Consider the following 20,009-nt stretch of genomic DNA (forward strand, 5'->3'; position numbering starts at 1 on the left):
CTCAGACCTCCTGGATCTTGACGGGATTGCTTATTGCCTGCTCAGCCTTATAAGCATTCGCCACCAGCCATCTAAAATACAAAAGAGCAGCGTCAGCTCCGATCGGAATCATTTTGAAATCGGAAGTCAACTTCAACATGCGATCTTGCGCATGAATCATATCGCTGTCCTCCTGGAACGCTGTGACGACCTGGTTGTGGATTGCCAGCGTCACCTCGGGGTCATCAATGGCGAAATTATGAGGCTGTGAAAAGAAGTAGTGCGTGGACTCGTCCGTCTCCGGGGTCAGCGCCTGAGTGCTGCGGAACTCTGCAGCATTGACTCGATTTCCCGCCTTGGCATTGTGGCCACTGGGCTGCATTCCCGAATCCATCAGGAAGATGCTCGGCAGCACGAAATCGTAGATATTCCAACGATCAACGGGCCCCGGATAATTTTTGATTTTCTGCACGAACGGTGCAGGTTTAATATCTTCACCCCAACGCGTTACTCGTACGCCGTTCTCCAGCTTTTCGACCTGAGGTATACAAGCCGCATAGGCCTCATCACCGCCCAGCGTGTTCGGATGAACGTAGGGCAAATGTGCGAGGTCAAGCAGATTATCCGCGATCAGCAGGTAGTTGGTGGTGTAATAGGTGTAACCCTCAAGGCTTCGCCACTCAGGGTCATCCAGCCAATGTGTATCAGGGATCTGGGACGGATCCGCCAGGCTGGCATCACCCACCCAGATCCAGATCCACTTGTGCTTCTCCACGACTGGGAATGTGCGCACTTTAGCCTGCGGAGGAATGCGTTCTTGTCCGGGTATTTCGACGCAGCGCCCCGTCGTATCAAATAGAAGACCATGATACATACACCGAAGCTGATCGCCTTCCAGGCGTCCTTTCGATAGTGGAGCACCTCGGTGACAGCAACGGTCCTCGAAAGCCACAACTTTTCCGGAGCTATCCCGCCATAGCGCCACTGGTACATTAAGAATCGTTCTTGCAAGAAGCTCGTCGACCGGAATCTCACTCGACCAAGCAGCTACATACCAAGCGTTACGAAGAAGCATGACCTTGACCTCATTTCTTGTTTTTGTTCTGGAAACTTTCCTTGCTGACTCTATGCTAGAGGTGGATCATGTATGCGCATAGATCATGGAGCTAATACAGAACATGCATACCATTCATGGTAAGAAATTCGATCTAAACCTGCTGCTCGCATTCGACGCGCTTCTGCGAGAACGCAATGTATCTAGAGCAGCAGAGCATCTTGGCTTGACGCAGAGCGCTATGAGCCACGCACTACGACGTCTACGGGAGTTCTATGAAGACCCTCTCTTCGTCCGTATTGGCGATGCAATGAAACCGACGCCGTTCGCAGAGGAGATGGGGGATTCAGTTCTGGAGATCGTTTCTGCCGTACAACACAAGCTGTTGGCACAGGCCAGTTTCGACCCTATGACGTCCACCAGGGTCTTCAGCCTTTGTATGACAGATATGGGTGAGTTGGTCTTTTTGCCAAGGCTGATTGCAGAACTTCAGAAAGTGGCCCCTAATTGCCGAATTCGAACGTCTCAACTGCCCAGCGAGCATATTGCCAATTCACTGGAGAAAGGTGATACAGACCTTGCTATAGGGTCCCACTACATCCAGAACCCTAACCTTTTTCAACAAGAGCTGTTCGTGCACTCTTTTTGCACTATTATCAGCTGCGCCTATCCGGTCGATGAGCTGAGCCTTGAAGAATTTCTGGGCATGAAACATGTTTCAGTTGTGCTATCAGACAGCAGCAGCCGCTACGACCAATTCATCGATGAGCTGGGGTATCGAAGAGAAATTTACCTTACAACTCCACATTTCATAACTGTCCCGATGATACTGGAGAAAAACCCAAGCTTAATCTCGACCGTGCCCAGTGAGCTGGGGCAGACTTTTCTGCGCTACAACGCGGTCAAGGTGATAAAAACGCCGATCAATTCCCCCAGCTTATACCTGCGACAGTATTGGCACCCGCGCTATCATCATGACCCCGGAAATATATGGCTGCGCCAGTTGGTAAAGCGTCTTTTCGACCGTTACATGAGCTAAGGGGCCTGATTTTTTGTAAACTGTTGATCGCAACACTTGATTGTCGACAAGCCGACAAGAATAAATCATTGCGACGAGGGCTTTACCTCAGTCACCAAATCGCTCATTACAGGTGACATGCTTCGGAGCGTTCTAAAATTGCCTTAAATGAAACTTTACCCTTTCGAAATTAGGGTAAACGTGGGTGGAATTTCATCATCGGCAATGCGGCATCCATCTGCGCCCACCAAAAATACCAGGCTATGGTGTTGAATTATGAGTGCAAGCACTCAGTACGCTTAGGTCAAACCTTTACCATGAGTATCGTGCATAGTATGTATTTATTAAATCATCTTGGCACGTTGACAATCTTGCTCTATTGTACCTTTTTTCAATACATCATTTATTCAGCTTTTTTATACTCCAAACAGATCCGTTCGAAAGCTGTTGCCAAATGGTGTGAGATTACAAAAAATGCAGCAGATCATCGTAGCGATCTTAATCTAGGAATTCCGAAATTGACCAGTATGAAAAAACACTAATTAATGATCAAAAAAAAGAAAATCATCAAAAGTCGCCAAATAGGCACCTTAGCCACCCACATTACAAACTAGACACGTATTCGGCGACTTCCCTTAAAGACAGGAGGTCATATACGTGCCTAACCCGAATAACTTTGAACCCACACCAAAAGTGTTTTATCGCCCTATTGATGTAGCGATCCGATGGTGCAATCTGATGGCATACGAAACAGCCATTCTTAGCGCAACTTCTTTTTCACCCCCGACGCTCTCAAGGTTATTCCCACAGTGGCCTTGCCTGCGCGAAAAAAACGAAATAATTCGAGACGCCATTGTTAATCATGAACTCCCTTATGGAATTTTAGGAATAACAGTTGCGCCCGGAACGCCTACCGACTGCAACCTAACTACCATACGGCACACCGATCTTAGATCGTGGATGGCCCGTTATTATCCTGAACAACGCCCAGCTTTTTTATTTGGCCCCTCCAAGGAAAACGAAAAAATCATGAGCATTGGCACCTATTTAACAATTCGCGCGGACAAAGACGCACTTGAGTCAGAATTAAAGAATGCTACAAATACAATCAGAATAATGCTAGACGAAATCAAAAATCTAAAACTAGAAAAAGAGAACTTAAACATGCATATCAACTTGAACAACCCACTCAACGAGCAAAGCAATGGCAGCCTTCTGATTATTATAGGTGCATTAATCGAAACGATTCTTGGCTCCACTCAATCAGGAAGAAGACACTCCATTTTTGACAGTCAAGCAGCAATTGTTAATTCAATAACAGCTCATTACGATGGAGTGCAGGGCCTGAGCAAAAGAACGCTGGATGCAAAGTTCGCCGCCGCAAGACGCAGCCTTCCTAAATCTTGAATGAAATTAAAGTCTTTCTTTACACAACTAAATCAACAAAACTAACAAAACTAATAGCCGAACACACCTAAAATACAAACAAACAATTAATATCTTCAGTTAGAAAACCCACGATCTACCACGATAGTTTATGAATCGCCGTAAAGCCGAGCGTAGTGCTTTATATGACTGTCTTGGAATCAACGACATTGCATTGCAATACCGTTGATTGCAATGCAATGACTTTCCACCCGCGTCTGTTATTCAATTCAGGTGACTTCCCACCACGTGCCTATCGGCACCAGGAGTGACCATCATGTCCAGCCAATCCTCACCCATCGTTGAAGAACCTCAACTGCAAGTAGAACGTCACATCATGCGGCGTGACGAGGTGGAGCGAAAAACCGGTTTCAAGCGTGCACATATCTACAACTTGATGAAGGAGGGTATCTTTGTACCCTTAAGGCGACGTCAATCGTTCCTCGTTTTCTGATCACTTCCAAAGGTTGCATCAGATCATAAGTATCGAGATCAGCAATCGCGCGGGCACCGATAAACGGGAAAACATAGTTATTCAGACGGTTCAATACATTCTTGGAATGGTCGGGTGTCCATCTGGCCGACATGTTCTTGTGCCAGTCCAATGCAACGCTTTCAAAGGTACGGCCGCTGACAGCATCTTCCGTTTTGGCTTTACGTTTGTTCTCAACGGGATCAATGCCGTCTGCGAGCATCCGCTTCGCATCTAAACGCTTCTGGCGCGCATCGGCAAGGCCAATCACAGGATAGCTGCCGAGGGAGGTCAACCCCTCCCGGCCGTCAGGCTTTACGTACCTTAGACGCCAGCCTTTACGGCCATTGGGTTGGATTAGGAGATAGAGACCGTCACCGTCGAAAAGCTTGTAGGGACGGTCTGTTGGCTTGGCTAAACGGCAAGCAGCGTCGGTAAGCGGAGCAGTTGTGCGCGACATAAGGGTACTATCCTTAATCGAACCAAAGACTACCCCTAACTCTACCCTCTAAATGACTGGATTAGAGAAGAATGGACAAGAATCCGACGGAATGCTAAAACGAAAAAACCCGCCAGAAGGCAGGTTTTTCAAGGCTTCCAGAGAATTTAAAAGCGCTCAGTGGAATGCAAGATGGTGCCCGAAGCCGGAATCGAACCGGCACGCCCTTACGAGCGGGGGATTTTAAGTCATCCTGCCCCTCGCTAGCATACAAAAGCAGTTGAGCGCCGAGACCGGCCCTTGCCCGTGCTTACAGGCTTATAAACTTGTCAAATCAATAACTTACGGACATTCTTGGCGCGTAATGAAGCGCGGGTGAGAGCTGAGCGTGGCGTGCCAGGAATGGCAAAAGCTACCAGCAAAGCTCCCAAGTCGGCTCCCAAATAGCTCCCAACCTAGCAACCAAATTTAAGGTGCCGGATGCCAAATCGCAGACAGCAAAAAACACCAGGGTCTCGTTAGACGCTGGTGACAGATAGTGGTGTTTTTTGATGAAGCGAGATGGTGCCCCGAGCCGGAATCGAACCGGCACGCCCTGCGGCGGCAGATTTTAAGTCTGATGTGTCTACCAATTTCACCATCGGGGCATGGGAAATGCAAAAGCAGGCGCTGATTTAACCCTAAAACAAAACCAGAATCAATCACTTAGGAAATAAGCCCCCCTTATGGCCAGGAAAATCAATTTTGCCAAGTCCGCATTGAACAACCTGACGTGCCCGGACGGCTAAGCCGACATCCTGGTGTACGACACGGAAATCAAAGGCCTGGCCATCCGGGTCTCCAAAGCAGGCGGTACGCTGACTCGCAAGCAGCATTCGCACCGACTTTGCCGCTATCTAATGCCAGTGTTAGTCACACCCAAGCCTATGGAATTGCCTGGCTGAATACTGGCGGACTGCCTAGCCGCCAGCACCATGGCCAAGGCTATGGGCAGCCACATGATCAGCCAGTCGGCATTAGGCTTGAGCCACAGACCGATGCCATCAGTGAGCAACGCCACGCTGGAAAAGGTCCACAACGCTAGCAGCGCACGACCCAGGGTGCTTTCACGGTTCAGCCAAGCGCGCCGCGCAGTCGCGCCCCAAAGCAGTAGAAACAGGAACAGACCCGGCAATCCCAGACGCACGCCAGTATCCAGAAACAGGTTGTGCGGGTGCTTGAACGACATTTGTAATTCTGGCACTGCAATTTTAAATGGCTCGAACCCCACCCCCAGCAGCCAATGCTCGCGAATCAACTGTACCCCCCCAGCCCACAGGGTCGGCCGGTACGACAGGCCGCGCTGGAGCACCATCTGCGATTCGAACATCAGCACGCCTACCACTCCGACCAGAACCAGCAGCAGGAGCGCCCACCACAGACGCGACCGCGATACGAGCACCATCACCACGAGTGCAACAAACAATGCCAGCCAAACGCCCCGCGTCTGGTTGAGCCCGAGAAAAGCCATATAGGCCAGAGCGATAACAACCAGCGGCACCACCCCGGGTTTCTGCCCCTGACACCGAAAGATGAAGAGCCCCAGCAGCGCCAGCGCCCCTGTCGCATGGGCGGCCATGATCGGTGTATCCCACAACCCCGGCGTGGCAATCCGCAATCCCGGCACCGGTTCAAGGATCCAGTAGAAATACGCAATGGAGGCGATGGCTCCCAATGCGCCAACTACAGCACTGCCTGCCAGCAGTTGCTCCAGCGACCAGCGCGAGCCCTGCGCTGCCAGCACAACACCCAGGAGTGTCAACAACACATAAAAGGGCATCTTGGCCTTTTCCGGATGGTCCCCCTTGAGCAGTACAATCAGCAGTGTCCATGCTGCCAATGCCGCGAACAGGAGCATTTCCGGGTGCTTCAATTTCTTGCGAAAGTCACCCAGACACAGCGCCAACAGCGTAGGCAAGCAGAGAAATACATAGAGCAACTGGTGATAGTGCTTGTCGCTCGTTATCAACCACGGCACACAGAGAAAGATCAACAGACCGATAGCCGCCCAACGCGCCAACACCTCCTGACGCAAAACCAGACCTTTCAGCACTTCAACGCTCCTGTCGGATAATTCGTGCAGCCGCTCGCTGCAGCTGGGCCTGGTCGGCATTCTTCCAGTCACCCTGCACGCAGTACTCCGCGGCCATATAGCTTAGGAAGTGTTCGCGGATACACGCTTCCAGCGGCCAGTCGGGGAAAATCCGTGCGATCTCCATCAGCTCGGCGGCGGAGTCCGCATGCATCACCAACCCTGGAATATTGAAGAACGCCTGCCCGAGAGTCAGCACCGGCTTGCCCAGTAACAGACTCTCCAGGCCGACAGTGGAATTGAGAGTAATCACGAACTCGCTGGACTGAATCAGCTCTTGGGTACTGTTGCCGTTGGCGAACAGCAACCGCTCATGGCAACGCTGATGCAACTGAGGATAGGATTCGCGACTGGATGGATGCTCCTTGAACACCACGATCATGCCGGTTTCGGCTGCAAGCCGCTCGCCGAGAGCGAACAGTTCGCACATATTGCCCACCCAAGGTGAAAATAGGCGAACCTGAGTATCGCGATCATCCTGGAATGGGATGAACACGAAATGCTCGGGCAACTCAATGGGCTCAACTCCTGTCGAGCGTGGCTTGCGCGGCACCAGAGTGGTCTGGGCTGTAGCAGCATCAGCCGGAGCTTGATAACGGCGATAGAACTCGGCTTCGCGCGGTACCGAGTTATGAAAGTTGACGCCCTGGGGATCGAGTGTGGTGGTATTAGGCAACAGACCATTTTCGAAGAAAAAAGTCCGACAGCCGACCGGCAGAACCGAGCGCAGCAACTGGCAGTAGCGATGGGAGCCATTCCACATGATTACCGTCGTCGGCTGTTCGCGCTCCACCAGCGCCAAGACCCGCAGGCCGACCCAAGCCAACTCCAGACGCAGCAGCAGACGAAAGAAAACGCCTTCGTACTTGCGCTTGACCCTTCGCTCTTGGCACTTCTCTTCGAGCAAGTGCGCCCAATCGATACATTTGAGAATGCGCGGCAACTGCCAAGGTCGCGGCCAGGGCATCCTGCCGGGTACTATCACTTTGCCTCTGAGTTCGGTCTCATCGAGCAGACGCTGGAAATAGAGACTCTGGTGCTTGGCCAGAGAGAAGAACAACATACGGCTCGATGAGCCTCCCTGTGAATTTGGTTCGGCACTGCCGGCAATATGCTCAACGTGACGCATAGAACGATGGGGCATTGGGTTTTTGGTAGCGAGCAAGGGGTGGTGCTCGATGCTGGAAGACAAGTCGCCCCCGTCCAGCAAGGCTGTCAGCGCCTGCTGATTCATCGGCAGCCCCAACACGCCATGTGCCAGATGGAAGCAAGCGAACGTCCGCGCCTGGCTCGCGGCCCCGGCATAATCGTCCATTACCTCGGCCACACGAGCCTGCAGCGCACTGATGCTATCCACCACCGAGCCGAAGAAACGCTCCTGGCCGAAGATGTCGCGATCCTTGCTGAGGTTGCAATACAACACAGGTCGGCCGGCCAGGCCTGCCTCTATCACCGCATTGGACATGATATTGACCACCAGCGAGGCCTGGGCCAACGCTTCAGCCAGGCCACAGGTCGGCGCCAGCACCTTCAGATTGTCGAGTTCGGCGGCGGCCTCCTGCCAAAAGGGTCCCTGACTGCGCGGATGCATCTTGATCAGCACCTGGTAGTCCGGATTCGCGGCCGTCCAGTCACGCAGCATCTCGTAAGTGCGCCGGTAGCCTGGTTCCTTTTCCTTATCCGGGCCGATACCGAGGATTAGCATCACACGGTTCTCGGCTTGGGCCAACGGCAGGTCGAAGGCGCTGTCGATCATATGCGAGCCAACCAGCACCGCTGTCGAGTTACCGAAGCGCAGCTCACGCGCCTGCAGGGCTTCGAGCGAACTCTGGCCGAACAGAAAGTTGTAGTCATAGTCGTTCATGCCCAGGCGCTGCGAATGTTCCACCGTGGTCGCGTGGGCCAGGTGCACCAGCAGGCGCTGACGGGCATTCAGTGAAAGGCGCAGGAACGGTGCGTAGAGGCTGCCATTGCGGTCGTTGAGCAAAATGCGCGGCTGATGGTGCTCTACCAGCCATTCGGCGTAGGCAGCATGGCCGAAGTAACGGGTTGGCACACTGCACGGCGGACGTTTGAGCATGCGCAGGCGGAGAATGGTCCTTGGCTCCTCAAGGGCCGTTTCCACCAAGGTATGGCCACTCGAGCGCAGCCCCTCGATCAGCAGTTTCTTGCGCTGGAACTTGATCACCTTGGGCGCCGACTGCAACAGCAGAAAATCGCAGGGTTCGGCCATCACAGCGGCGGCCAGGCGGCGCTTGGCGCGCTGACCGAACAACCAGTCGCCGGTCTGCTCGCGGGCGAAACGCAAGGCGCTGCCGATCAGGCTATAGCGCGCGCGCAACAACAGCCAGCGATAGCGATCCAGGGAGCGTGCCTTGGCAGCCCAAGGGTTATTGGTGTCGTCCAGTAACATGGCAACCTTAGCGCAGGGCGATAAGTAAGATGGTGCGCAAAGGGCCATATTAATGGACTCTGCGAATATTGACAGCATTGGAGTGTCGTTCCAGCCGAACTTCATGGGATTAGCCCGCCGAACTGTTGGCGTAGTTGAAATCCCTCAGTTCAAGTCACGGCTATCGCGTGGTTGCGCTGGTTGCGCTGGTCGCGCCCGAAAACACAGTCACCCTTAACGTTTTCCCCAAGCGAGTTTCTTCACCGATATTCTCTTGCACCAGCATGAGACACGCCATCATATCGAACTGCATTACTGTCCATGTACTTTCGCCGCGAGTCGAAGCCCCCTTTCGTCAGGTCGATCGCAAAACAATCAGGGATAGACCAAGATATTGATATTGCTGAGCTTCCGCTTATGGCCGATCTCTGCCTTTCGCCACCGGCAGCTCTGGGTCGACTACAGCCCATCACGATAGAAAATTACCAGCCAATTGCGGAATACATTCAAAAAATTGCGGAACACTTCACTTTTTCGAAGGCAATAAAAAACCCCGTAGATCACTGATCTACGGGGCTATTTATAGTGGAGGCCGAGGTCGGAATCGAACCGGCGTAGGCGGATTTGCAATCCGCTGCATAACCATTTTGCTACTCGGCCTCAAAACATTTGCTGTCAGGTAGCACAACATCAAATGCGTAAAAACTTGGAGTGTGAAGCACTACCACACTTCGCTATCCCCTTGAAAACATTCAGCTTTTTTAGCCGTCAGTGCTTTCGATGGCGTGAATTATGTACTGATTTCTTGAGGCTGGCAACCCCTTGATTTCAAAAAAAAATCTGGCGCCAGGTTTGCGGATTGCGTCGAACATCAACGACAGACGGATGACTTATGAGGTATCGCTCGATACCCTTGCCTGCCCGTCGCCTGACGGTTTCCAGTTAATATCCCATTTCACCCAGACGAGCATGCCATGAAATCCCCCGCAGGTTTGCTGCTGTCGGCTATCGAGCTGGACCGTGCCAGTGCGATTCCCCTGTACCGCCAACTGTATCTGCAGATTCGCAAACAGATACTCAACGGCAGAATCCAAGGGGGCGTGCGCCTGCCGTCGACCCGGACCTTGAGCAACGAGTTGGGGTTATCGCGGATCACCATTCTCAATGCTTTCGATCAGTTGATTGCCGAAGGTTTTCTGGCCTCGCGCACCGGCGCCGGCACGTATGTCGGCACTGAGTGGGAAAGCCGGGGTATCGAGGACGAGCAACAGCCCCAGCCGCCACGCCTGTCAGACCTGAGCCAGTCGATGCTATCGCTGCGCAGCGATCATTTTCGCGGGGTGTCTTATACCGATTGGGACCCTACGACCCCGACCTCCTTCCTGCCCAGCCACAGCACTTATGAGGCATTCCCGCAGGCGATCTGGCGGCGCCTGATGAACCGTCACCTGCTCAAGCCAACCAAAGCCATTCTTGGTTATGGCGAGTTGCAAGGTTTGCAGGCGTTCCGCGCAGCGATTGCCGAATACGTCTTCGATGCACGCGGCATCGATTGCGATGCCGGACAAGTGGTGATCGTTTCCGGCGCGCAGCAAGCATTCAACCTGTTGGGCATGCTGCTGCTCAATCCGCAGGACAGCGTCTGGATGGAGGACCCGGGGCACATCGCCGCGCGCATTGCCCTGCAAGCCCAAGGCGCTCAGGTGGTCCCGTTGCGTATCGATGAACAGGGGATCGATGTCCAGCAAGGCCTGACCGAGTGCCCTGATGCCCGCCTGGTGTTTTGTACGCCTTCACGCCAGCATCCGCTGGGTGTCACCCTCAGTTATGCGCGACGCCAGGCACTCATCGATTGGGCTGCGGAGCACCAGAGCTGGATCATCGAGGACGATTGCGACAGTGAGTTTCGCTACAGTGGCCGCCTCCTCCCGGCGCTGTATGCCATGGACCAGATGGCCCGGGTGATCTACGTCGGAACGTTCAGCAAAGTGCTCTTTCCGTCACTGCGCCTGGGTTACGTGATTCTGCCGCAGGCGCTGGTCGAACCCTTCTGTACCCTGCGCGCAGTCATGGATCGCAGCCCGCCCACGCTGCTTCAGGCGACGACGGCGGACTTCATGGGCGAAGGCCACTTCCTGGGGCACATCCGCCGCATGCGTGCGCTGTACAAGGCGCGCCAGCAAGCATTGATCGAACAGCTTGAACAACAGATCGGCAGCTTTTTCAGGATCACTCCGACGGATGCCGGCATGCACCTGATCGCCTGGCTACCCCCGGAACTCAGCGACACCGACATCGCCCGGCAACTGGCCCGGCACAACATTCACACCTACGCCTTGAGCGACTACCGCATCAAGCATGCCTTGGCGCCAGCTCTGTTGATCGGCTTTGCCGGCACGCCTGAAAACCAGGCCCGGGAACGTGTCGAAGCGCTGGCCAATGCCTTGCGCACATTGGGTTATCTGCCACCGACCGCTTGATGTGAGACAAGTGGCCTTATCAATTAACTGATAATGGATCTATCGAGAGTTCCTGACTGGCGCGATAAAGGCACGGTGTCTGAACCAGGAACGACTCTAATGAACAATAAGATCCAGGAACGATTCAACGCCTTGCTGAGCCATAAGGTGGTCGAACACGGCGCAGTTCCCGCGCTGACCGATGCCCTGGCCCGGCGGCTGCTTGAACGTCTCGGCCAAATGCGGCTGTTTGCCCACGCTTACCCGCTACTGACCAACCTCACCCACGGTCGTGTTACCCCTGCCGACCTGCTGGATTTCGCCTATCGCCACGAGCTGCAAGGCCTGAGCCTGCACTTGCTCGACGGTGAGGAAAACAGCCTGAGCCAGATGTCATCCGTGCAGCTCGAGGCGTTCGCCGCCAAGGCCAAAGCGCTTGAGCTGGATCTGCACCTGGAGATCAGCAGCACGCGGAAAAAAGACGTCGACCAGGTGATTGCCATCGCCAGAACCCTGGGCGTGCGCAACATCCGTGTCTACTCACGTTACGAGGGCACGCTGTCGCACGTCATGGGCGTGATCGAAACCGATCTGCACTACCTCGCGCAGCAGGCTGATGAGCACGATCTGTTTTTTGATTTCGAACAGCATGAAGAACTCAAGAGCAACGAGATCGCGCAGCTGCTCAACCGTCTCAACCACCCTCGCCTGCACGCACTGTTCGACTTCGGCAACATGATCAATGCCTGCGAACAGCCCTTGCAGGCCCTGCGCACCATGGCGCCGCACATCCGCCAGACACACCTCAAAGGTGTACGCATCGTCCCCGAGCAAAACGGTTTCGGTCATTACGGTGTCCTGCAGGGCAGCGACGAAGACGATCTGCCCAGCGCCCGCATGCTGTTCGAGCTGTTGATGCTCGGCGAATCCACCCCACAGGTGATTGCGTTCATTCTCGAGCAGGAAAACCACTACGTGGCCCCGGCCTTCCGCCAGAGCACTGAAGCGGCCGACCCGTTTATTGCCTACCGGGAAATGAGCGAAACGCCGCTCCCGAACGGCTACTCCCTTGAGCGAATGCTGGCCGATGAACACCGTTGGGCGAACAACCAGGTCGCCTATGTCCGTAGCGTGCTGGCCGAATTGCGCACCCTGGCCGAACTGACGCTGGCCTCCCCTTCCAACGCGTGAACCTGACGACCCGATTACGCCCGGAGAACAATAATGACAATTCAAAACAAGGCCAAATGGCTCAGATTCCTGATCCTCATTCTTGGTGGCGGCACCATCTACAAGCTGGCGAACCTCAAGGATGCCTTCTATGTGCCCATGCAGGAATTCATGGGCTTGAGCCACACCGAAATCGGTGTTCTGCTGAGTGCCAACGCGATTATCGCCACCGCCCTGTTTGTGGTCGGTGGCCTGCTCGCCGATCGCTATGACACGCGCAAACTGATCCCCCTCGGCCTGATCGGCACCGGTGGACTGGGGTTGTACCTGGCGACCTTTCCACCGTTCAGCAATCTGTTGATCGTGTTCAGTCTGTTGGCCGTGTGTGCCGACTGCCTGTTCTGGCCATCGCTGCTCAAAGCCATCCGCAACCTGGGTGACGATCAGGAGCAAGGCCGGTTGTTCGGCCTGCTCGAAGGCGGACGTGGCGTGGTTGATACGCTGGTGGCCTTTTCCGCACTGGGCGTTTTCGTCGCCATGGGTTCGGGTGAAACCGGCCTGAAGTCTGCGATTCTGTTCTACTCGGTCATCGACATTCTGGCCGGCACCCTGACCTTCTTCCTGCTCAAGGGCGGTAACGCACCGTCGGTGGCCAAGCCGAAGAATGGTCTGGTGAACCTGATGGAAGCGATCAAGGTACCGGGAATCTGGCTGGTCAGCCTCAACGTGTTCATGGTCTACATCGTCTACTGCGGCCTGACTTACTTCATTCCTTACCTCAAGGAAATGTACGGATTGCCCGTGGCATTGGTGGGCGCCTACGGCATCATCAACCAGTACTTCCTGAAGATCCTCGGCGGGCCGGCCGGCGGTTTCATTGCCGATAAACAGTTCAAGAGCACCAGCCGCTACCTGAAGTGGGCATTCCTGGCGCTGCTACCACTGATGGGCGTGATCATGCTGATTCCGAAAAGCCCGGGCTTCATCTATGCGGGCATGGCCGCAACCCTGTCCTTCGCCCTGATCGTGTTCTCCATGCGCGGCGTGTTCTGGGCCCCCATGGGTGAAGTCGGCATTCCCCAGCACATCACCGGCTCGGCCTTCGGCATCGGCTGCCTGATCGGCTATGCACCGGGCATGTTTGCCTACGTCATCTATGGTTCGATCCTCGACCACTTCCCCGGCCAGCAGGGTTACAACTATGTCTTCACGCTGATGAGCATACTGGCCATTGCGGGCTTCATGGTGTCCAGCCTGCTCTATAAAGCAGTGCGCAAAAAACCCGTAATCACTGGAGAAATGAACACTGCGCAGGCCTGATCTTGCCTTCGAGTTAACGTAACCCTGAATAACGCGCAGACACAAAAACGCCACTCTATTGAGTGGCGTTTTGCGTTGTTCATGGATCGCCTATGCGATCAGGTAATGTTTGGCGATACACACAATCTAGGCAGCACCGAAGGTGCTCGCTAGACTCGCCACCCACCCAGGAAAGGACTCTCCATGAATAACGAGAATCGCGTCGTCACCGGTATTGCTCCCTTGAGCTATGCAAGACTATGGCGAGCAGTAAAGTTCGAAAGTTTATCGATTGTCGCTCTGCTGTTCGCTCTGTTTTTTACAAGCGGCTATGTCTATCTGGAAGTGATCAACAGTAAGTTAGGCGTACCCGTTACACGACTAGGGTTTGACAGCTATATGTATGCGGTATATGGCGGTGTCAATATCCTGATCATATTCACCGCCCTCCTCATTGCAATCGCAGCAGTGGCCGTATTCTCAACGATGATGCATTTCTTCGAGAACCCCGACCGCGCCTCACCTTCAGTAAATCCTAATCCCGAGAGTCGTGGTTACAGACTGGCGCTATGGCTGGAAAAGCGTTTCAAAAGATCCAGAGAACCCGTCATTGCCTCGTTGCTGATCAGCCTGGTCGCCCTTGGATTCTGGAGTATCTGGAAGATGACGGTCTCCCAATCGATAGAACGCGCCGAACTGGCCGCGTACAACGAACTGCGTCAGTGCACACCATCGTCCGTTCAACTCAACAGCCTGGATCTTGTGACCGGCTGCATCGTCGGAGAAAGCGATGATGTGCTTTATCTGGTGGAAAAACGAAGCGAAGGAAAAGAGGGCATTGTGTTTGAGAAACGGCAGGTCCCTAAAGTCAGAATCCGTATGGTCACGGGTACTGACACTCTGAAAAAGCCGGACTGACCTCCATCAAAATCCTTGAGGGTACGGTTTTCCCGAATGAGGAGAGATGTACGGCGTTGACAATGCGTTATCTACTGCTACCCGCAAAACCCGTATTTCGAGGTACTCATTGATCTACTTGAAATTCGTAGCTGCGGGTAGCTTTTTTCGAGACGAAAAAAAAGAGGCCTAAGCCTCTTTTCTTCTGGTTTCGCAGCACTCAACAGAGAACCGAAAAACAATATTTGGAGCGGGAAACGAGACTCGAACTCGCGACCCCGACCTTGGCAAGGTCGTGCTCTACCAACTGAGCTATTCCCGCGTCTTGGTGTGGCGCATTCTATAGAATCCAGAAGCCCCGTCAACCCCTTGATTCAAAAAAGTTTTATTTCTTTTCCACGTCGGTCTTCAGATGCGGCCAAGCGGCCCGCAAGTATTGGACCATGGACCACAACGTCAGCCCGGCGGACACCATCAGCAACGCATAGCCCATCAGAACCCAGAAGCTGAAGTTCGATGGATTGGCTAGCAGGATCACCAGCGCCAGCATCTGCGCAGCCGTTTTCCATTTGCCCAGATTCGATACGGCGACGTGGGCACGGGCACCGAGTTCGGCCATCCATTCGCGCAGTGCCGAGACGACAATCTCGCGACCGATGATGACGGCGGCGGGTAGCGTGAGCCACAAATTGCCGTGCTCCTGCACCAGCAAAACCAGGGCAACAGCAACCATCAGCTTGTCGGCAACCGGATCGAGAAAAGCCCCGAACGGCGTGCTTTGCTCCAGACGGCGGGCCAGATACCCGTCCAGCCAATCGGTGGCAGCAGCGAAAGCGAACACCGAGGCAGATGCCATGTAGCTCCACTGATAAGGCAAGTAGAACAGCAAAATGAAGATCGGTATGAGCAGAACGCGTAGAACGGTAATCAGATTAGGGATATTCATCGGCACAACTGGCTACGAGGTGAGGGGGGCATTCTACTCGCTGTGCAGATTTGCATAAATCAACTCTGCGAGCTTTTTACTGATCCCGGGGGCTTTGGCAATTTCTTCGATGCTGGCACGAGACAGCTCCTGCAATCCACCAAAATGTTTCAACAAGTCACGCCGACGTGTAGGTCCAACGCCAGCCACGCCCTCTAGTGTAGACGTCCGACGCGTTTTTCCGCGACGGGCGCGGTGCCCGGTAATTGCAAAACGGTGGGCTTCGTCCCTGATCTGCTGAATCAGATGCAATGCCGGCGAGTCGCCGCGCAAGGTGAATTCATGGGCAGCATCATTGAGATAGAGGGTTTCGAAGCCTGCCTTGCGCGTCGCACCCTTGGCCACACCCAACAAGATCAGATCGGGTACGGCCAACTCGTTGAGCACATCGCGAGCCATGGACAACTGACCTTTACCACCGTCCACCAGAAGGATGTCCGGCAACTTGCCCTCCCCGTCCTTCAATTTGCTGAAGCGTCGAGTCAACGCCTGGTGCATTGCCGCGTAATCGTCGCCTGCCGTAACGCCTTCGATGTTGTAGCGACGGTAGTCGGATTTGATCGGGCCTTCTGGTCCAAAGACCACGCAGGACGCCACGGTCGCTTCACCGCTGGAGTGACTGATGTCATAACACTCAAGGCGCTGCGGCGGCTCGTCCAGCTTCAGGACTTCTGCCAGCGCTTCAAAGCGAGCGGCGACATGCTGGCGGTTGGCCAGGCGAGCACCCAACGCCTGCTCGGCATTGGTCACCGCCAGTTGCTGCCAACGCGCCCGCGTCCCGCGCACCCGATGGCTGATGGTCAGCTCCCGACCGCGCAGCTCATCGATGGCGGTGATCAGTGTCGGAAAGTCGTCGTGAACCACGTTAACAATCAATTCACTGGGCAAATCGCGCTCGGGACTGGTGATGTAGTACTGACCCAAAAAAGCAGCCATGACTTCGGAAACGTCTTCCTCGATACCCACTTGGGGGAAGAAGTTCTTGCTCCCGAGCACCCGCCCGCCCCGCACACTGATCAGATGAACACAGGCGCCGCCCGGGTTGACGAAGGCTGCGATCACATCGACGTCGCCCGTTCCGCCTTCCATGCTCTGCTGATCCTGAACCCGGCGAAGCAAGGCGATCTGATCACGCAACTCGGCGGCGCGCTCGAACTCCAGATTGACCGCGGCGTCTTCCATCCCGGCGGACAACTCATCGGTCAGCGCATTGCTGCGCCCCTCAAGGAACATCACCGAGTGCCGCACATCTTCCGCGTAGACCTCGGGCTCAACCAGACCGACACAGGGAGCCTTACACCGTTTGATCTGGTATTGCAGGCATGGACGCGTCCGGTTCTTGTAATAACTGTCTTCGCATTGGCGAACAAAAAACGTCTTTTGTAACAGACTCAAGCTTTCGCGAATGGCCCCCGCGCTGGGATAAGGCCCGAAATACTTGCCCTTACCCTTTTTCGCGCCGCGATGAATGCTCAGACGTGGAAAGTCACCGTCCGAGAGATAGACATAAGGATAGGATTTGTCGTCGCGCAACAGGATGTTGTAGGGCGGCCGCCACTCTTTGATCAGCGTCTGCTCAAGCAGCAAGGCTTCGGTTTCGTTGGCCGTGATGGTCGTTTCGACTTGCGCGATACGCGCCACCAAAGCGGCGGTCTTGGGGGCAAGGCCCGATTTGCGAAAGTAACTCGAGAGGCGATTCTTGAGGTTTTTGGCTTTACCGACGTAAAGCAGCCGCGCCTCGCTATCGAACATGCGGTACACGCCGGGACGCCCACTGACCGTTGACAGAAAGGCGCTTGGATCAAAGGTTTCGGTCATTTTCAGAGGCTGGCGTCAACCATGCCGTGTCGAACCGCCAACAGCGTCAACTCGACATCACTGCTGATCGAAAGCTTTTCGAAGATGCGGTAACGGTAGGTGTTCACGGTTTTTGGGGAGAGGCACAGTTTGTCGGAAATGATCTGCACTTTCTGGCAACCGACAATCATCAATGCGATCTGGATTTCTCGCTCCGACAGGGTATCGAAGGGAGAATCGTTGGTCGGCTGAAAAGATTTGATGGCCAGTTGCTGTGCAATCTGCGGGCTGATGTAGCGTTGTCCGGCAAACACCAGGCGAATGGCCTGGACCATTTCCGGCAACCCGGCGCCCTTGGTCAGGTAGCCCGCGGCACCGGCTTGCAACAGCCGTGTAGGAAACGGGTCTTCCTCACAGACGGTCACCGCGACGACTTTGATGTCCGGATGGCTGCGCAACAATTTTCGGGTGGCTTCAAGACCGCCAATACCGGGCATCTTGACGTCCATCAACACCACATCGGGTTTCAGCTCACGCGCCTTGATCAGGGACTCTTCACCCGATTCAGCCTGGCCGACCACTTGCAGGCCATCGATGTCAGCCAGCATTCGTGTAATGCCTGTACGAACGAGATCATGGTCATCGACTACTAGCACCCTAATCAAGCAGACACCTCGCAATATGGTCTTATTGGGTTGCCAGACACCTTAGCAAAAAGCGACTGGCAGACCTAGCGGAAAGCGTCAGATAAAAAGTTTCAATTCATCTTCAAACGCTTGTCGCAGACGCCAGGCGTCTCGCGCCTGTACAGGCACTCAAGTGATAGAAGTCGCCAACGACGATCGATAGCAATTTCTGATTGAATCTGCGTACCGGCCTCTAGTAAGCTCGGCGCATCCATTGGAGACACGTCATGCTCAACACCCTTTCACAGCTTCGTACCGCCAGCGCCCTGCGCTCGGTTGCGGCTGCCCGGGTAAATGACGCTTGTGCCCCGATCAGCTTTTATTTTGGGTATTGGTTTAGCCACTGACGCGCCTGATACCCACACGGCGCCCACTTCAAACGGGTCGCCACCAGAGATTTCTCAACCCCCGGTCGGCCTCCCGACCGGGGGTTTTGTTTTTTCAGCCCTGTCATTTTTAGCGACACACCAGACATTCAGAGGATCAACGCAATGAACTACGCCACTTATTACCGTTACGACAGTTTTACCGCCTGGCGATTTACCACCCTCCGCTCGGGACAGCCTGCCGCCTCCGATCGGTCACCCACAGGTGGCAAGCACATACACGCAGCCGATCCGGCCAATTGTCGAACACCCCAGTAGGGCCGATTGCGCGGGCATGACCCCGCCTTCAGCCCAGGAAGCCATTCATATGAACTCCTCCGTCTGCGCACTACCGCTGTCCACACTGAGCCCGGCCAATGAAGCGCTGACCTCGCGCCTGCCCAGCTCATTGCAACTCAAACAGCAACTTCCTCTGAGCAATGCGTTGATCCATCAGGTCAATGCGCACCGCCAAGCGGTTCGCGCGATCCTTAACGGTGAAGATTCCCGTCTTTTGGTCATCGTCGGCCCTTGCTCGATTCACGATCCCGAATCAGCTCTTGAATACGCTGGCAAGCTTGCCCGCCTGGCCACTGAAGTCAGCGACCAGATGTTGTTGGTGATGCGTGCCTATGTCGAAAAACCCCGTACCACTGTCGGCTGGAAAGGCCTGGCCTACGATCCGCGACTGGATGGCAGCGATGACATGGCTGGCGGCCTGACGCTGTCCCGTGAACTGATGCGTGAAATGCTCCGTCTGGGCCTGCCGGTTGCTACCGAGCTGTTGCAACCGATGGCGGCCGGCTACTTTGACGATTTACTCAGCTGGGTAGCCATTGGGGCCCGTACGACCGAATCGCAGATCCACCGGGAAATGGCCAGCGGCCTGAGCATGCCGGTCGGTTTCAAGAACGGCACCGACGGTGGCGTTGGTGTGGCCACTGATGCCATGCGTTCGGCCGCCCATCCGCATCGGCATTTTGGTGTCGATAGCCAAGGCCACCCGGCGATCATTCAAACGCCCGGTAATGCAGATACTCATTTGGTACTACGTGGCGGCCATCGTGGACCGAACTACGATCGCGCCAGTGTCGCCCAGGTGCACAGCGATCTGACTCGATTGAAGATTCCCGCCCGGATCATGGTCGATTGCAGCCATGCCAATAGCGGCAAGGACCCATTGCGCCAACCTGCTGTGTTCGATGATGTCCTTGAACAGCGTTTGCAAGGCGACCGTTCACTGATCGGCATGATGATCGAAAGTCATTTGTTCGAAAGATGCCAACCCCTGGGTGCGTCAATGCAATACGGGGTGTCCGTCACCGATGGCTGCCTTGGCTGGACCGGTACGGAACACCTGTTGCTCCGGGCCGCAGATCGACTGCGAGCGTAAACACTGATGCCCCGTCATCCAGCCTCATACCGAGCACTGGATGACGGC

Annotated in this window: 13 protein-coding genes, 3 tRNA genes and 2 pseudogenes; 8 read left to right on the forward strand and 10 right to left on the reverse strand. The window is 54.7% G+C overall.

Going from position 1 to position 20,009, the window contains the following annotated elements; all coding sequences use genetic code 11:
* Position 1: 1 nt before the first annotated feature.
* Positions 2–1,054, reverse strand: coding sequence for an aromatic ring-hydroxylating dioxygenase subunit alpha (locus CKW15_RS16340; protein WP_095152421.1), 1,053 nt, complete (start codon positions 1,052–1,054; stop codon positions 2–4).
* A gap of 103 nt (positions 1,055–1,157) precedes the next feature.
* On the opposite strand from CKW15_RS16340, the gene CKW15_RS16345 reads away from it, so the two are divergent.
* The 3 genes and pseudogenes from CKW15_RS16345 to CKW15_RS16355 form a co-directional block, all read left to right on the forward strand.
* Positions 1,158–2,072, forward strand: coding sequence for a LysR family transcriptional regulator (locus CKW15_RS16345; protein WP_095152450.1), 915 nt, complete (start codon positions 1,158–1,160; stop codon positions 2,070–2,072).
* A gap of 636 nt (positions 2,073–2,708) precedes the next feature.
* A complete protein-coding gene (locus CKW15_RS16350; protein WP_095152422.1) occupies positions 2,709–3,458 on the forward strand; it encodes a hypothetical protein in 750 nt (249 codons plus the stop codon).
* A 295-nt stretch (positions 3,459–3,753) separates the two neighbouring features.
* Positions 3,754–3,906: pseudogene (locus tag CKW15_RS16355) on the forward strand (AlpA family phage regulatory protein); the annotation flags it as partial.
* Here the strand turns inward: CKW15_RS16355 and CKW15_RS16360 are convergent.
* The 5 genes and pseudogenes from CKW15_RS16360 to CKW15_RS16395 form a co-directional block, all read right to left on the reverse strand.
* Positions 3,884–4,408, reverse strand: a pseudogene (locus CKW15_RS16360) (tyrosine-type recombinase/integrase); the annotation flags it as partial. The pseudogenes CKW15_RS16355 and CKW15_RS16360 overlap by 23 nt on opposite strands.
* 541 nt (positions 4,409–4,949) lie before the next feature.
* Positions 4,950–5,034, reverse strand: a tRNA-Leu gene (locus CKW15_RS16370).
* A gap of 245 nt (positions 5,035–5,279) precedes the next feature.
* Positions 5,280–6,479 (reverse strand): O-antigen ligase, encoded by a 1,200-nt coding sequence (locus CKW15_RS16375; RefSeq protein ID WP_159953408.1) that lies wholly within the window; start codon positions 6,477–6,479, stop codon positions 5,280–5,282.
* A gap of 1 nt (position 6,480) precedes the next feature.
* Positions 6,481–8,931, reverse strand: coding sequence for a hypothetical protein (locus CKW15_RS28795; protein WP_256583226.1), 2,451 nt, complete (start codon positions 8,929–8,931; stop codon positions 6,481–6,483).
* A 565-nt stretch (positions 8,932–9,496) separates the two neighbouring features.
* Positions 9,497–9,570: transfer RNA gene (locus CKW15_RS16395), tRNA-Cys, on the reverse strand.
* A 314-nt stretch (positions 9,571–9,884) separates the two neighbouring features.
* On the opposite strand from CKW15_RS16395, the gene CKW15_RS16400 reads away from it, so the two are divergent.
* The 4 genes from CKW15_RS16400 (at position 9,885) to CKW15_RS16415 (ending at position 14,756) form a co-directional block, all read left to right on the forward strand.
* Positions 9,885–11,390: a PLP-dependent aminotransferase family protein gene (locus CKW15_RS16400; protein WP_095152425.1), complete on the forward strand. Its 1,506-nt coding sequence runs from the start codon at positions 9,885–9,887 to the stop codon at positions 11,388–11,390.
* Positions 11,391–11,489: 99 nt separating this feature from the next.
* Positions 11,490–12,560 carry a sugar phosphate isomerase/epimerase gene (locus CKW15_RS16405; RefSeq protein ID WP_095152426.1) on the forward strand — a complete coding sequence of 357 codons (1,071 nt, stop codon included), beginning with the start codon at positions 11,490–11,492 and terminating at the stop codon, positions 12,558–12,560.
* A 33-nt stretch (positions 12,561–12,593) separates the two neighbouring features.
* Positions 12,594–13,859 (forward strand): MFS transporter, encoded by a 1,266-nt coding sequence (locus CKW15_RS16410; protein WP_095152427.1) that lies wholly within the window; start codon positions 12,594–12,596, stop codon positions 13,857–13,859.
* A gap of 183 nt (positions 13,860–14,042) precedes the next feature.
* A complete protein-coding gene (locus CKW15_RS16415) occupies positions 14,043–14,756 on the forward strand; it encodes a hypothetical protein (RefSeq protein WP_095055985.1) in 714 nt (237 codons plus the stop codon).
* A 225-nt stretch (positions 14,757–14,981) separates the two neighbouring features.
* Here CKW15_RS16415 and CKW15_RS16420 read toward each other — a convergent pair.
* The 4 genes from CKW15_RS16420 to uvrY all read right to left on the reverse strand — a co-directional run bounded on the left by CKW15_RS16420 (position 14,982) and on the right by uvrY (position 18,182).
* A tRNA-Gly gene (locus CKW15_RS16420) sits at positions 14,982–15,057 on the reverse strand.
* 63 nt (positions 15,058–15,120) lie between these two features.
* Positions 15,121–15,681 carry a CDP-diacylglycerol--glycerol-3-phosphate 3-phosphatidyltransferase gene (pgsA, locus tag CKW15_RS16425; protein ID WP_095058124.1) on the reverse strand — a complete coding sequence of 187 codons (561 nt, stop codon included), beginning with the start codon at positions 15,679–15,681 and terminating at the stop codon, positions 15,121–15,123.
* 33 nt (positions 15,682–15,714) lie between these two features.
* On the reverse strand, positions 15,715–17,538 hold the full coding sequence (gene uvrC, locus CKW15_RS16430) for an excinuclease ABC subunit UvrC (protein WP_095152428.1): 1,824 nt from the start codon (positions 17,536–17,538) through the stop codon (positions 15,715–15,717).
* Positions 17,539–17,540: 2 nt separating this feature from the next.
* Entirely contained in the window at positions 17,541–18,182 is a 642-nt protein-coding gene (gene uvrY, locus CKW15_RS16435) for a UvrY/SirA/GacA family response regulator transcription factor (protein WP_095152429.1), read from the reverse strand.
* A 714-nt stretch (positions 18,183–18,896) separates the two neighbouring features.
* On the opposite strand from uvrY, the gene CKW15_RS16440 reads away from it, so the two are divergent.
* On the forward strand, positions 18,897–19,961 hold the full coding sequence (locus CKW15_RS16440; protein ID WP_095152430.1) for a 3-deoxy-7-phosphoheptulonate synthase: 1,065 nt from the start codon (positions 18,897–18,899) through the stop codon (positions 19,959–19,961).
* Positions 19,962–20,009 lie beyond the last annotated feature (48 nt).

This window comes from Pseudomonas sp. Irchel s3b5 (assembly GCF_900187435.1).
In the GTDB taxonomy this organism is placed as follows: domain Bacteria; phylum Pseudomonadota; class Gammaproteobacteria; order Pseudomonadales; family Pseudomonadaceae; genus Aquipseudomonas.

Excerpts from the sequence above, each read along its gene's own strand:
- uvrC (WP_095152428.1), bottom strand. The coding sequence starts at position 17,538 with ATGACCGAAACCTTTGATCCAAGCGCCTTTCTGTCAACGGTCAGTGGG.
- CKW15_RS16340 (WP_095152421.1), bottom strand. The coding sequence starts at position 1,054 with ATGCTTCTTCGTAACGCTTGGTATGTAGCTGCTTGGTCGAGTGAGATT.
- CKW15_RS16415 (WP_095055985.1), top strand. The coding sequence starts at position 14,043 with ATGAATAACGAGAATCGCGTCGTCACCGGTATTGCTCCCTTGAGCTAT.
- CKW15_RS16400 (WP_095152425.1), top strand. The coding sequence starts at position 9,885 with ATGAAATCCCCCGCAGGTTTGCTGCTGTCGGCTATCGAGCTGGACCGT.
- CKW15_RS16410 (WP_095152427.1), top strand. The coding sequence starts at position 12,594 with ATGACAATTCAAAACAAGGCCAAATGGCTCAGATTCCTGATCCTCATT.
- CKW15_RS28795 (WP_256583226.1), bottom strand. The coding sequence starts at position 8,931 with ATGTTACTGGACGACACCAATAACCCTTGGGCTGCCAAGGCACGCTCC.
- CKW15_RS16440 (WP_095152430.1), top strand. The coding sequence starts at position 18,897 with ATGAACTCCTCCGTCTGCGCACTACCGCTGTCCACACTGAGCCCGGCC.
- CKW15_RS16345 (WP_095152450.1), top strand. The coding sequence starts at position 1,158 with ATGCATACCATTCATGGTAAGAAATTCGATCTAAACCTGCTGCTCGCA.
- CKW15_RS16405 (WP_095152426.1), top strand. The coding sequence starts at position 11,490 with ATGAACAATAAGATCCAGGAACGATTCAACGCCTTGCTGAGCCATAAG.
- pgsA (WP_095058124.1), bottom strand. The coding sequence starts at position 15,681 with ATGAATATCCCTAATCTGATTACCGTTCTACGCGTTCTGCTCATACCG.